This window comes from Gilliamella sp. ESL0405 (genome assembly GCF_019469205.1).
GTDB lineage: Bacteria > Pseudomonadota > Gammaproteobacteria > Enterobacterales > Orbaceae > Gilliamella.
On the sequence record NZ_CP048265.1, the window covers coordinates 2,295,096 to 2,310,303 of the forward strand.

Below are 15,208 nucleotides of genomic sequence, written 5' to 3' on the forward strand. Positions count from 1 at the left end.
TTTTTTGAGTTAAATTAAACCTCAGCATTCGTCGGTCTTGGAATCAGAAAACTACACAGTAATGCTAAAATAGTAATGATTAATCCTAACAACATACCATTGAAGTATCCATCCATTGAGTTTCCATTCATCATTTGAATTGCAGGCAATAACGCAAAACTCAAACCGGCACCTAAGTTAAATGCACCAGCATTCATACCCGGTAAGAATCCCGGGTTTTCTGCTGGAGATAAAACAACGCCTAATCCATTTAATATGATATTAGCCATTCCGGCATAGAAAATGCCTAGTACAATCACACCTACCGATAAAATAGGTAAAGAGTGAATACCATAAAACATAATTAGCAAAATACCGATAATACAACCGACTAAACCTAATTTAAGTACTTTGTTATAGCCCATTGTTGGTGCTAACCTTCCGGAAAATGGCCCGACAAACCAACCAATTAAAGCATAAGGGGTGAGAAATATTAATGATGCCCAATCCGCTTCTAAGCCAAAACCTATCTCGTGATTTTGAGCAATTGACATGACTAAACCATTAACAATGGCAAAAACCCCTGTCATGGTTAATGTGGTGGTTAATAATAACGCCCAAGTGGCACGCTTTTTCAAATGATTGGTGGTAACTAAAGGTTGTTTATTGCTTTTTTCCACCTGCCAAAACAGGAAAAAACAGAAGATAGCAAATAGTGTTAATCCACTAATAACCAACCAATTAGCATTACCGAGTTTACCCGCTTCATTAAGCGCAAGTAATAATGCTGCTATGGTTAAAACGATTAACAACACGCCTAACCAATCCATTTTGGTACCTTCAGATGGCTTAGATTCTGACGCAAAACGATGAACACAAAAAGTTGAGATTGCGGCAACAACTGCAATAACCCAAAATACAGACCGAAAACCGAAATAAGTAGCAAGGAATCCGCCTGCAATAGCATCCACACCAGCAATACCGCCATTAACGGCTGTGATTATGCCCATTAACATACCGTATTGTTTTACATCTTTAACTTCATAACTTAGCATTATCAAACATAATGGCACAACTGGTCCCGATACCCCTTGAATAATCCGTGCGGCATATAAAACTTCAATATTTGGCGCAATAGCGGCTAAAACCGTACCAGTAGTCATGATAAGCAGCATACCGGTTAGTACTTTTTTTCTTCCTTTTATATCACTTAATCGTGGCAAAAATAGTGAAAATAGCGCTGCTGCGGTAAAAAAAGAAGTTTGGGAGAGCCCTACCGCCGCATCATTTGTCCCTAATTCTTTTGCAATGGTAACTAATACGGGGCTTAACATACTTGCATTGAGTTGGAAAGCAACACATGCAGCCAGTAAAGCGAGCATTAGGGTAAATATATTTGATTTAGCTTTACTCTGTTCAATCATACATTTACCTCACCAATTCGTTTTAGGGAATCAACAATTAAATCCCAAAAACCGGTATGATCAAGTTCTGTTGCAACTTGTGTATGGCAACGCTCATCAGCAGGAAAACGAAAATCAGCAACTGTCATTCCCAAAGTTAAAGTCCCTGTCAATTCAATATCAACCGGTACTCGTTTAGTTTTGATTAATTCAGGATTAATGACATAAGCCACGGCACAAGGATCATGCACAGGCGGATAAGTAAAACCTTGAGCTTGTTTATACATTTTTCCGAAGAACTCTAACATCTCCAATACAAATTTAGCTGGTTTGGTTTTGATTGCAGCTATTTTCTCAATTACTTCAGGCGTGGCTAATGCTTGATGAGTCAGATCTAATCCAACCATCGTCAATGGCCATTTTTCATTAAATACGATATGCGCTGCTTCAGGATCTATTTTGATATTAAATTCTGCCACAGCGCTCCAGTTACCGACATGGTACCCGCCCCCCATTAACACAACTTCTTTAACACGTTCAACAATTTTAGGTTCTTTACGTACCGCCATTGCAATATTGGTTAAACCACCAGTTGGAACTAGCGTGACGGTTTTAGGCGGATGAGACATGATTGTGTCAATGATTAAATCAATAGCATGCCTGTTATCCAACTCAATGGTTGGTTCAGGTAATACCGGGCCATCAAGTCCAGAGTCGCCATGGATATCCGGTGCAATTTCAATATTTCTCACTAAAGGCCTTACTGCACCAGCCGCAAAAGGTACATTAGTGATATTTGCAATTCGTGCAACAGATAATGCATTACGTGTTACTTTATCTAATGTTTGATTACCAACAACTGTGGTTACCGCAAGCAATTCAATATTAGGATTGCCATGAGCTAACAATAGTGCGATAGCATCATCATGACCGGGATCGCAATCAAGAATAATTTTTTTTGGCTGATTTATCATAAATCGGTTCCTCTACTAAATTTATTTATTTGCCATTCGTTTGAGCACATTTTGATGAGATGGCATATTTGATGCACCTTCACGCTCAACAGCTAAAGATGCAAAAGCCGAAGCATATACTGCGGATTGATAAAGCGTCTCGCCTTTAGCCAATGAAGCACAAAAAGCCCCATTAAAAGCATCACCTGCACCGGTTGTGTCAACAGGAACAGCTAAGAAAGGCTTAATATGTTGATGTTGTTTACCATCAAATATGAGTGCGCCTTTACTCCCCAAAGTAATAATGACGGTTTGTATTCCATATGAGTATATTTTTTCCGCTGCAAGCTTAGCTTTATCCAAATCATTAACTTCAATTCCAGACATTAAACTTGCTTCAGTTTCATTGGGCGTAATGATATCAATATAAGTTAATAGCTGTTGAATATCTTGAGAATAAGGAGCCGGGTTAAGCACAACTTTAACCCCGATAGCTTTAGCTAATTTCATCGCATTTAAAACAGCATCAATATTATTTTCAAGTTGCACTAATAGAATATCAGATTGTTTAAGATAACTTTCCAACATTACAATTTCTTTATCAGTAATTGTTAAATTTGCACCAGGATAGATAGCAATCATATTTTCGCCATTTTCTTCAGATACATAAATAACCGCACTGCCCGTTGGCTCTTTATCGGATTGATACAAAGTAAACGAATTAATTTTTGACGAGGATAGATGTTCATGGGCAAATTGACTAAATTGGTCAGTGCCAACTTTTGCAACAAAATGTACCTTAGCATCGGCATAACTTGCGGCAAGCGCTTGATTTGCCCCTTTACCACCAGGACCAATCATACTTTTTTGAGCAAGGATTGACTCTCCCCCTTTTGGAAATCTTGCTACTTGAGCAACAATATCAATATTAAATGAGCCTAAAATACAAACGTTACCGTTCATTACTTCTCCTCGTATTTTACTTTTCTGTTTTTCATATCCCGTCAGTAACGAGGAAATACATTCTTTATCAGTAATATTACTCACTAATCTGTGCCTTTTAATAATGGCACCACCGTGACAACGAATAACGAACAATTGCTGAGCGAGCGTTGCAAGATCTTTTCTAATCGTCTCTTTAGATACTTTAAATATTTCTGAAAAATATTGGACACTACCTTTTTCATGTTTATCTAAATAAGCTAAGATAGCTTTTTGTCTTTCTTCTAAGAACATCAAGTAATCCTCTAAATGATTGATTCAAAGTATAGCTTGCTTGAATCATAAAAAGAGTGATGATAATCATATCTTATGAGATAAAACAGAAGCAAACGGAACCACGGCAGGTCACGATCGAGCGCTCTAAAAATAATAAAATTTAATAAAAAAACCATTAATTTTATTACTGCCTAATCGATTATTAATCGTTATCAACAAAACAACGCTATTTTAAATTTAAATGATAAATGTGCAGCAAGTTATCATAAAAAATTATAATAAGATTTCGATAATAAAATATAAATTCCCTACTCGCACTGACGCTAATTTATGCTAAAATCGGAAAACATGAACAAACTCACTTAACATAAGGATGTAACGCAATGCATATCGGTATACCTAAAGAACGGTTAGCCAATGAAGCAAGAGTTGCAGCAACACCACAAACTGTTGGACAACTGTTAAAACTTGGATTTACAGTTTCAGTAGAACAAGGTGCTGGACATGCTGCCAATTTTGAAGACCAAGCTTTCATTGATGCAGGAGCCACAATCGAAAACACCCAAGATATTTGGAAAAATGATTTAATCTTAAAATTTCATGCACCTAATGATGATGAAATCGCACTGATGAAAGAGGGTTCAACCCTTATCAGCTACATCTATCCTGCGCAACACAAAGATCTGTTAGAAAAATTAGCTAATAAAGATATTAACGTTATGGCAATGGATTGTGTTCCACGTATTTCCCGTGCGCAGTCTCTTGATGCTTTAAGTTCAATGTCTAATATTGCTGGCTATCGTTCTGTTATTGAAGCAGCTAACCAATTTGGTCGATTCTTTACCGGTCAAGTTACCGCTGCCGGTAAAGTACCACCAGCGAAAGTATTAGTCATTGGTGCCGGCGTAGCTGGACTTGCTGCTATTGGGGCAGCTGTGAGTTTAGGCGCTATTGTTAGAGCTTTTGATACTCGACCTGAAGTTGCCGAACAAATTAATAGTATGGGCGCTGACTTCCTCGAGCTCGATTTTGAAGAAGAAGCAGGCTCTGGGGACGGTTATGCTAAACAGATGTCAGCTGCTTTTATTGAAGCTGAAATGGCACTATTTGCTGAGCAAGCAAAAGATGTTGATATCATCATCACAACGGCTTTAATTCCGGGCAAACCTGCGCCAAAATTAATTTCTAAAGAAATGGTCGAATCAATGAAACCAGGCAGTGTTATCGTTGATTTAGCGGCTTTAACTGGCGGTAACTGTGAATTAACAAAACCAGGTGAAGTGTTTGAAACAGATAATAATGTGAAAATTGTTGGTTATACTGATTTAGCTAATCGCATGCCAGCACAAGCATCTCAATTATACGGTACTAACATTGTTAATCTTCTAAAACTGTTAACCAAAGAAAAAGACGGCAATATCGATATTAATTTTGATGATGTTGTTCTTCGTGGTGTGACGGTCGTGAAAGATAAAGAGATCACCTGGCCAGCGCCGCCAATTCAAGTATCTGCTCAACCGCAACAAAAAGCGGCTGCGCCTGTTGCTAAGCCTGAACCAAAACCAATGGATCCGCAAAAAAAATACGGCATTTTAGCCTTACTTATTTTTGCTTATTTTTGGCTGGCAGACTCAGTGCCTGAAAGCTTCTTAGGTCACTTTACTGTCTTTGCCCTGTCTTGCGTAGTTGGTTACTATGTTGTTTGGAATGTGACACACTCGTTACATACACCACTTATGTCAGTAACAAATGCGATATCGGGTATTATTTTAGTCGGCGCTATATTGCAAGTCGGTGATGATAATGGCCTAACGACAGCGATTGCCTTCGTTGCTATTTTAATTGCTAGCATCAATATTTTTGGTGGTTTCTTTGTTACTCAAAGAATGCTGAAAATGTTCCAACGTGGCAAGTAAAGGAGGAGATCACTAATGTCAGGAATTATTCAAGCAGCTTATGTTATTGCTGCATTACTATTTATTTTCAGTTTACGCGGTCTTTCTAATCAAGAGTCAGCCAAATCGGGGAATATCTACGGTATGATTGGTATGGCAATTGCGCTTATTGCAGCAGTTGCAAGTATCAAAGGTGGATTACACTGGATCATTATTGCAATGATTATTGGTGCGGCAATTGGCTTGTATCTTGCCAAAAAAGTTGAAATGACACAAATGCCGGAACTTGTGGCGTTACTGCACAGTTTTGTCGGTATGGCTGCGGTACTAGTCGGTTTCAATAGTTTCTTGGATCTCAATACCCATTTTATTCCAAAAAATGAATTAACCGTACATCTTGTTGAAATATTTGTTGGTGTCTTTATCGGTGCGGTAACTTTTTCCGGCTCGATTGTTGCCTTCGGTAAATTAAACGGTCGCATTAGTTCAAAGGCATTATCTATTCCAAATAAACACTACTGGAATTTAGCCGCTATTGTTGCTTCTGTTATTTTAATGTTTATTTTTATCAAACAAGAAAATGGCGCAGGTGCGAGTTTTTGCTTAATTGCAATGACGGTGATCGCCTTTGTGTTTGGTTTCCATTTGGTTGCATCTATCGGCGGTGCTGATATGCCGGTTGTTATATCAATGCTTAACTCATATTCTGGTTGGGCTGCTGCTGCTGCCGGCTTTATGTTAGAAAATGATCTGTTAATTGTGACCGGTGCTTTAGTTGGTTCTTCCGGTGCGATCCTTTCATACATTATGTGTAAAGCAATGAATCGTTCATTTATCAGTGTTATCGCTGGTGGATTTGGTAGCGACGGTACTTCAGCAAGCGCTTCTGATGAAGAGCAAGGTGAATATCGTGAAATGCAACCAGCTGAAGTTGCTCAAACATTAAAAGAAGCACGTTCAGTAATTATCGTACCGGGTTATGGTATGGCTGTTGCTCAAGCACAAGGTGCGGTAAGCAATATTACTGAAAAACTTCGTGGTATGGGTATAGAAGTCCGTTTTGGTATTCACCCGGTTGCAGGGCGTTTACCTGGGCATATGAATGTATTATTAGCCGAAGCTAAAGTACCTTACGATATTGTATTAGAAATGGATGAAATCAATGATGACTTCCCTGATACAGATGTTGTTTGGGTAATTGGTGCAAATGATACCGTTAACCCAGCGGCAGAAGAAGATCCAAATAGCCCTATCGCTGGTATGCCTGTTCTTGAAGTTTGGAAAGCAAAAACAGTTATTATTTCTAAACGTTCAATGAATACGGGCTATGCCGGAGTACAAAATCCACTATTCTTTAAAGAAAATAGCTATATGTTATTTGGTGATGCTAAAGATAGTGTTGAAAAAGTTCTACAAAATCTTTAATAACATTATATTGTTGATAGTAAAAATTACTGCGGTTTATCCGCAGTAATTTAATAAAAAGATAATTGTCTCAAGGCAAATTGTGCTCAGTTTAAAAATTCGATATTAACTCTATTGCTTTGTGATATATCTCGTTTTTGCTTTTACTCGCATCAGCCTAACAAATAATGCCCTTTCCTTTCGATACTTGCTTTAAATTCTCTATTGCTTCTGTTTTACCAACTTGTATAAAACCAAAGTGAATTACATCTGAAATAACAGGCTAAGATGATCACAACTTTCATAAAAATCGTTGTAAATAGTCTATCTTAATCAAGGTGATATAATGGGGTGATTGTAAATTAAGCTACCGATTTCAACTTATAATAATTATTCATTATCATTTTTGATTTTTTCTTTATGATAAAGATAAAACGCACCACGTGAAACCATACGAAGTTGGAATATCAGATCTTCAATCAGTTCTTGACGTTGTACAATGTCAAAATCAATTGCTTCCGCACCAGCATTAAATGCAATAGTTACCATTGCTTCGGCTTGAGCTTCATTATAATGATGTGGCATTTGATTAGCATTATCTAAATAATCAACAAGCTCGACGATAAAGTGCTGTATTTCACGTGCGATTGCCGATCTGAATGCGGAAGAAGTCCCGGCTTTTTCTCTAAGCAGTAATAAAAATACTTTAGGGTTTTTATCAATAAATTCAATAAATGTGGTTACTGAAGTTCGAAGAACACTTCCCCCTTTTTCAATACGCTTTCGAGCTTGGCGCAATAATTGACGAAGTGTTAAACCACTTTCGTCAACCATCGCTAAACCTAACTCATCCATATCACGAAAATGGCGATAAAAAGAAGTTGCGGCTATCCCCGCTTCTCGAGCAACTTCACGTAAACTTAAACTTGCAAAACCTTGCTCAGCATTGAGTTGGTTAAAGGCCGCATCAATCAACGATCGACGAGTCCTTTCTTTTTGCTGAGCTCGAACTCCACAGTTTTTTACATTTTTCATGCTGTTACTTTAACTTAAGTAGATTTAATTATTTGTTGGTTTGCTCTAATAATCGCTCTTTTTCGGCGAACACTTTTGGCATATGATCTCGAATTGTTTTGGCGATAGTTTCATAACGCGCACGTAATGGAGACCCAGGTCGATAGATAAGCGCTATACTACGGGTTGGTACAGGATCGGTACAAGGAATATAACAAATATTATCCCTAATACGTTCATTTGGTGCAGCAAGTTCAGGGAATAATGTAATACCTCTTCCTGCTGATATCATACTTCTTAAAGTTTCAAGACTGGTCGCTTTAAACTGCTTATCTTCATCAATGCCTACTTGGAAACAATATCCCATAGCATGTTCACGTAAACAGTGGCCGTCTTCTAACATTAAAAATTTCTGACCTTTTAGCGACGAAAGTTTAACTGTTTTTTGGTTAGCTAATTCACTGTTAGCCGGAACAGCTAAAAACATTGGCTCATCAAATAAAGGAAGTTCGATAAATTGTGATGTTTCTTTTACTTGAGCAACAATTGCACAATCGAGCTTACCGCTTTCTAATTGCGCAACAATATTGGCTGTTTGCGCTTCATGTAAATAGAGTTCTAATTGTGGAAAAGACTCATGTAATACAGTAATTACGTGAGGTAACAAATAAGGGGCGATTGTGGGTATTAATCCAATATGCATCGGACCAGACATCTCTTCACCTTGACGACTGGCCATTTCTTTTAATATTTGAATATTACGTAAAATTTCTTTAGCTTGTTCAACAAGCATCATTCCAGTTTGTGTAAATAATACCTTGCGACTAGTACGTTCTAATAGCATCACGCCTAGTTCATCTTCTAGCTTTCTAATTTGACCACTTAATGTTGGTTGACTTACATTACAAGCATCAGCTGCTTTACGAAAGTGCCGAAATTCAGCTAACGAAACAAAATATTCCAAATCTCGAATATTCATAATGTCCCCAATAAGTTATCGTTAATGGTATATACTTAAGTAACTTATATCTAAGATTAAAGTAATAAATAACATCAAATATTTTTAAACTAAGTGAGTTTTAAAAAAATTATCAAATAAGAATACTTAGAGTATATGTGTTGTTAATTTTTAATTAGCTAGTTAAATTACAGATAAAATATATGCAATATCGATTCTGTTACCTTAAAGCCAATATGGTCAATTGTACTATATAAATTGCTATTGTTGATAATTATGTTCAAAAAATCAAATAGAATATTTAAGTGATCTAACAAAAACTGACCATTGCAACCACCGCTTAAACGGCGGTTAACAAGAAAAATGGAAAGTTAAAAGTAATTGCGATATAATCCCGCGCTAGATTGCAATTAAGACAATTAAAATTCTGAGGTGAACTATTTTTAAACAAGTTTCTCGATTTTGTCGTAGAATTTTTCGCAATGAACAACAATCAGACTATGTTTCCATATCCCGTAAAGAACACAATATCTCTCGTAAAGACATAAGTGAAAACGCGCTAAAAGTTCTTTATCGATTAAATAAACAAGGATATGAAGCTTATCTAGTCGGAGGTTGTATTCGAGATCTTTTATTGGGTAAAACCCCCAAAGATTTTGATATTGCAACAAACGCTACGCCAGAACAAATTCAAAAAACATTTCGTAATTGCCGATTAGTTGGTCGACGTTTTCGTCTTGCCCACATTATGTTCGGAAAAGAAATTATTGAAGTAGCGACTTTTCGTGGTGATCATGGTGCTCAAAACGAGCAAACGAATGTATCTAAACGTTCGCAATCTGGAATGTTATTAAGAGATAATGTTTACGGAACAATTGAGCAAGATGCTATCCGTCGTGATTTTACGATGAATGCGCTTTATTATAGTATTAAAGACTTCACTATACGTGATTATTGTGGCGGTTTGAACGATTTAAAAAATGGCATAATCCGCTTAATTGGTGACCCTCAAACTCGCTACCGTGAAGATCCGGTGCGAATGCTCAGAACGATTCGTTTTGCCGCTAAACTCAACATGAAAATTGATAAAGCGACACTTGAACCAATCGAATCACTGGCACCATTACTCAAAAATATTCCTTCAGCACGACTTTTTGATGAATCGCTAAAATTATTACAGTCTGGAAACGGTTTCAAAACCTATGGCTTATTAAAAGCGCATCATCTGTTTGAGCAGCTATTTCCGGTGATTGAGCGATTCTCAACTCAAAATCAAAATAGTTATTTAGATAAAATCATCGAACAGGTTTTAAAAAATACTGATTACCGTATAGCAAATAATCAAAGAGTGAATCCGGCCTTTTTATTTGCATCATTTTTCTGGTATCCAATTATCGAACAAGCCCAATTAACTTGCCTTGAAAGTGGCTTACAGTTTCATGACGCTTTTGCAATGGCAATCAATGATATTTTATCTGAACAGTGTCGTATCATTGCTATACCAAGACGTTTAACAACCATTATGGGTGATATTTGGCGTTTACAATTACGGATGAAAAGGCGAGAAGGTAAACGAGCTTTCACAATTTTAGAACACCCAAAATTCAGAGCAGCTTATGACTTACTGGAAATGCGAGCTTCCATTGAGAAAGGTGAACTGCTTGATCTGGCTAAATGGTGGGATGAATTTCAACATACATCGGTTGAAAAAAGAATAACAATGGTTAAACATTTAAACAAAACAAACAAGCGAAGAGTCAAACGTTAATTTTTCATTCGCACTTTTATAAATAACCGCTATAATATCGTAATTAAAATAATCATAAAGACATTTTAATCATTGATGAAAAAACTAGCGCCTTCACTTATTGCTATAGCGGTTACATTTTCTTTATATGCTTATAACCATCCCAGCTATGCAATAGGCTTACCTAAAAATGATACCACTAACCCTAAGTGTCTAATCAATATACCTCGATTTGAAGGGGCTTTAGCCAATGGCGACATCAATTCCCTACCCGTCAATGCCGAAGCCGATCGTTTTGAAGGAATTTATCCGGATATGGCAATTTATGAGGGTGATGTGTCTGTAATACAAGGCAATCGTACCGTCCTTGCCAATAAAGTTACCATTGATACTAAAGATAAAAATAATCGCATCGTCACCATACACGGCAATGTTACTTATCAAGATAATTTGATTAAAATGAAAGGTGAAGATGCATCAATGAATTTAAATAACAATGATGCCAATATCAAACCGAGTGAATATCATCTTGTCAATCGACTTGGACGTGGTAATGCCGATGAAGTAAAACTGGAGAAAAGCCGGTATATTATTTTAAAAAATGGCAGTTTCACCGCTTGCCCGGTAGATGATAGTAGTTGGAGTATAAGAGGAACAACAGTTATTCACGATAATCAAGAAGAGCTTTTAGAAGTTTGGAATGCAATATTTAAAGTGGGTAACATTCCAGTATTATACTCCCCTTACCTACAATTACCGACAGGTGATAAAAGGCGTTCAGGTTTGTTGATGCCAAATTTTGGGTATGACAGTGTTGATGGCGTGGATTTTTCTTTGCCGGTATATTGGAACATTGCACCAAATTACGATGCGACAATTACCCCAAGATTACTACAACATCGAGGATTACAGCTACAAACTGAATTTCGCTACTTAAACGAATTAGGCTTAGGTACGTTAGCATTTGATTGGTTACAAAATGATAACCGGTATCGTCATGATAGAAAAAAACATTTAAACGGTTACAATTATGACAATAACAGTAATCGATGGTTATTCTATTGGAAAAATGATGAGTTAATTAACTACAATTGGCGTTTTTACACAGATGTTACACGGGTAAGTGATAATAAATATTTAACCGACTTAAACTCTCGTTATGCTTCGCAAACGGCTGGATATTTAACACAATTTTATAAAGTTGGTTACAATGATGAAAATTGGGATATCGCCTTAGGTTATCGACACTTCCAATCATTTTATACTGGCGCCATGCTGTATCAAACTGAGCCTCAGTTAGATATCAATTACTATAATTATGATTTTGGACCATTTAAATTTAAAACTTTTTCTCAAATTTCGCATTTTATCAGTTCAGAAAAAGGCCTTCCAAAAGCTTGGCGGGTACATTTGGAACCAACCTTAAATTATACTTATACAAATTCCTGGACAACCTTATCGACGGAAGCCGGTTTTATGGCTACGCACTATAATCAGGATAATATCAAAAAATTCCATGAATTAGATAAAACGGTAAACCGATTTTTACCTAAATTTAGTATTGACGGTAAAGTGGTTTTCGAACGTGATACCCACATCAATGGCTACACTCAGACATTAGAACCTAGGGTGAAATATATTTACATCCCTTACCGGGATCAATCGAATATAGAAATCTATGATTCTACATTGCTACAATCAGATTATATTGGGCTGTTTAGAGATCTACCGTATAGTGGTTTAGATCGCATTGCTTCAACGAATAAAATAGCCGCTGGTATTACAACTCGCCTATACGATAGCAATAAAGTCGAGAAATTCAATTTGTCAATCGGGCAAATCAACTATTTCTCTAAATCAAAATCAACGGCGAATAACTCCGAATTAGATAAAAATTCAGATACAGGTAGCATTACTTGGGCTGCTGATAATTTTTGGCGTATATCTGATGACATTATCTTCCGAAGTGGTATCCAATACGATACTCGGATTAATACCGTTTCTTTAGCTAATACCGCATTAGAATATCGCCCGACTGGCAACAAATTATTACAATTGTCCTATCGCTATGCTAATCATAAATATATTAACACCGTTGATTATCGACCATTAGACAAACGCTATAAACAAGATATTTCACAAGCGGGAATTACTGTTGCTTGGCCTATTTCTGATACGCTTAGTGCAGTAGGTACCTATTATCACGACGTCAAATTAGGGCAAATGGCTGATAGTTCAGTTGGCTTGCATTACAGTGATTGTTGTTGGGGTGTGTCTGTGCAATATGGTAGAAAATTAACCGATTGGAATACTATTTCAAATGAAAGTAAATTTAAAAATAAACTTTCAATCAATTTTGAATTACGGGGCTTAGGATCGAATCGTGATGCCCAAGCAAAAATGCTCAATTTTGGTAAATTACCCTATAACACCATTTTTGAATAAAATATAATAATAATAACTTTCTATTACATTTAATGTACATTTAATACAGCCAGTTTGATGCTGTAATAACACAATGAGTTGATCAAATATGAAATTATTAAAACTTTTTATTGCTTTAAACTTAAGTGTAAGTATAGGACTTATTACACCTTTATCAGCGACTGCGGCGCCTAGAGTTGTCGAACAAGTTGCGGCAGTTGTTAATAATAACGTTATTTTAGAAAGTGACGTTAATGACATGCTCAAAACGATTAAAGCAAGCACCGATCCCAGTAATCTACCTAATGATAAAGTGCTTAGACAACAAATTATCGATCGATTAATTACTGAAAATTTAATTTTGCAAAAAGCGGCAAAAGCTAAAATCACAATTAGTGATGAAGATGTAACTAACGCTATTGGTAGAATCGCTGCCGAAAACGGTATGACCATTGATGAGCTAAGAAGTAGACTATCAACAATGGGGATTAGTTATGCTAACTACCGTGAACGTATTCATAAAGATATGTTGATTGAACAAGCTCGCATGAATGAAGTGAGACCAAGAATCAAAGTATCTGAAAAAGAAGTTGAAAATTTAACTAAGACAATTGCAAAACAACCAACCAATAATATTGATGTCAAAATCAGCCATATTTTGATTTCAATCCCGGAAAAAGCAACTAAACAACAAGTTGATAATGCAACTAGCAAAGCCAGAGATATTATTAACCGTGCGAAAAAAGGGGAAAATTTTGCTAAACTTGCAACTTCTTTTTCAAATGATGATCTCGCTTTAAAAGGTGGCTCCATGGGCTGGAATAAACTGAGTGAGTTACCAACTATTTTTGAAGAGCGACTTTTGCGTGCACCTAAAGGAAGTGTTATTGGACCAATTCGTTCAGGTGTTGGCTTACATATCATAAAAGTTGATGATTCCCGAACTGAAGCACCGAAAAAAATTACACTCCAAGAAGTTAATGCTCGCCACATTCTAATCAAAACAAATGTATTAGTGACTGACCAAGTTGCAAAACAAAAATTAACTGATATTCGAAAAGCGATTACCAGCAAAGCCACAACATTTGCAGCCGCTGCTAAAGCAAACTCAGACGATCCCGGTTCAAAAGATAAAGGTGGAGAATTAGGTTGGAGCAGACCCGAAATGTACGACCCAGGATTTAGAAATGGCTTAATGCAACTGAAAAAAGGTGAAATCAGCCAACCAGTGAAATCGTCTTATGGCTGGCATTTAATTCAGCTAATCGATTCAAGACAAACTGACGGCACGGAATTAGTTCAAAAAGATCAAGCATACCGACTTATTTTTAATCGTAAATTTGCTGAAGAAGCGCAAGTGTGGATTCAAGAAATAAAAGGCGATGCATATATTAAAATTACAGGTGAAAACAAAAATGAATAACCGTGTTCACCAAGGACATTTTGCCCGTAAACGTTTCGGGCAAAATTTTTTACATGATGACTACATTATCGAAAGTATTGTTGCAGCAATTCAGCCTAAACCAGACCAAGCGCTTGTTGAGATAGGCCCCGGCCTTGCAGCCTTAACCATTCCGGTAAGTAAACATGTTGATCATCTTACCGTCGTTGAGATTGACCGCGATTTAGCGAGTCGATTAATTGAAAACCCATTTTTGAAAGATAAAGTCACTGTCATTGAACAAGATGCTTTAACATTTGATTTCAATCAACTTTCTGAGCAATTAGGAAAACCGTTACGGGTTTTTGGTAATTTACCTTATAACATATCAACCCCGTTAATGTTTCATCTGTTTGAATTTGCCAATACCATTACAGATATGCATTTTATGTTACAAAAAGAAGTTGTCACTCGATTAGTGGCCGCTCCAAATAGTAAAGATTACGGCAGGCTTAGTGTCATGGCTCAATACTATTGTCAGATTATTCCTGTGCTTGAAGTGCCACCGACATCATTTAAACCAGCTCCTAAAGTAGATTCAGCTGTTGTTAAACTTATACCATACCAACAAAAGCCTTATCCTGTTAATGATGTAAAAATACTTTCACGTGTTACCACAGAAGCATTTAATCAACGCCGTAAAACAATTCGAAACAGCTTAAGCAATATGTTTACTGCTGAACAATTAGTTCAATTAAATATCGATCCTAATTTACGTGCTGAAAACTTAACAGTCGAGCAGTACTGCCAACTGGCAAACGCATGGAAATAG

11 protein-coding genes are annotated in these 15,208 nt (G+C 36.7%); 6 read left to right on the forward strand and 5 right to left on the reverse strand.

The annotated features are described in order from the left end of the window. Nucleotides 1–14 precede the first annotated feature (14 nt). From GYM74_RS10000 to rbsK, 3 genes are read right to left on the reverse strand one after another with little or no spacing between them, the layout of a single operon-like run. Complete coding sequence (locus GYM74_RS10000; protein WP_220218071.1) at nt 15–1,403, reverse strand: MFS transporter; 1,389 nt, start codon at nt 1,401–1,403, stop codon at nt 15–17. Next, nucleotides 1,400–2,356 (reverse strand): nucleoside hydrolase, encoded by a 957-nt coding sequence (locus GYM74_RS10005; protein WP_220218072.1) that lies wholly within the window; start codon nt 2,354–2,356, stop codon nt 1,400–1,402. The genes GYM74_RS10000 and GYM74_RS10005 overlap by 4 nt, the downstream gene beginning before the upstream one ends. A gap of 21 nt (nt 2,357–2,377) precedes the next feature. Further along, nucleotides 2,378–3,571, reverse strand: coding sequence for a ribokinase (gene rbsK / locus GYM74_RS10010; RefSeq protein ID WP_220218073.1), 1,194 nt, complete (start codon nt 3,569–3,571; stop codon nt 2,378–2,380). 365 nt (nt 3,572–3,936) lie between these two features. Here rbsK and GYM74_RS10015 point away from each other — a divergent pair, with 365 nt between their 5' ends. Further along, a complete protein-coding gene (locus GYM74_RS10015) occupies nt 3,937–5,469 on the forward strand; it encodes a Re/Si-specific NAD(P)(+) transhydrogenase subunit alpha (protein ID WP_220218074.1) in 1,533 nt (510 codons plus the stop codon). A gap of 15 nt (nt 5,470–5,484) precedes the next feature. Beyond that, nucleotides 5,485–6,873: a Re/Si-specific NAD(P)(+) transhydrogenase subunit beta gene (gene pntB / locus GYM74_RS10020; RefSeq protein ID WP_220218075.1), complete on the forward strand. Its 1,389-nt coding sequence runs from the start codon at nt 5,485–5,487 to the stop codon at nt 6,871–6,873. Between the two features lie 369 nt (nt 6,874–7,242). Here the strand turns inward: pntB and fabR are convergent, their stop codons facing one another. Beyond that, entirely contained in the window at nt 7,243–7,887 is a 645-nt protein-coding gene (gene fabR, locus GYM74_RS10025) for an HTH-type transcriptional repressor FabR (RefSeq protein ID WP_220218076.1), read from the reverse strand. Nucleotides 7,888–7,915: 28 nt separating this feature from the next. Continuing rightward, entirely contained in the window at nt 7,916–8,845 is a 930-nt protein-coding gene (gene oxyR / locus GYM74_RS10030; RefSeq protein WP_220218077.1) for a DNA-binding transcriptional regulator OxyR, read from the reverse strand. 418 nt (nt 8,846–9,263) lie between these two features. Between oxyR and pcnB the strand changes: the two genes are divergently transcribed. From pcnB to rsmA, 4 genes are all read left to right on the forward strand, one after another. After that, on the forward strand, nt 9,264–10,592 hold the full coding sequence (gene pcnB / locus GYM74_RS10035; protein WP_220219654.1) for a polynucleotide adenylyltransferase PcnB: 1,329 nt from the start codon (nt 9,264–9,266) through the stop codon (nt 10,590–10,592). A 75-nt stretch (nt 10,593–10,667) separates the two neighbouring features. Next, complete coding sequence (lptD, locus tag GYM74_RS10040) at nt 10,668–13,016, forward strand: LPS assembly protein LptD (protein ID WP_220218078.1); 2,349 nt, start codon at nt 10,668–10,670, stop codon at nt 13,014–13,016. 88 nt (nt 13,017–13,104) lie between these two features. Next, complete coding sequence (surA, locus tag GYM74_RS10045; protein ID WP_220218079.1) at nt 13,105–14,418, forward strand: peptidylprolyl isomerase SurA; 1,314 nt, start codon at nt 13,105–13,107, stop codon at nt 14,416–14,418. After that, the gene (gene rsmA, locus GYM74_RS10050) at nt 14,411–15,208 is read left to right on the forward strand and encodes a 16S rRNA (adenine(1518)-N(6)/adenine(1519)-N(6))-dimethyltransferase RsmA (protein ID WP_220218080.1); all 798 of its coding nucleotides are present in this window, start codon (nt 14,411–14,413) and stop codon (nt 15,206–15,208) included. Before surA ends, rsmA begins: the two co-directional genes overlap by 8 nt.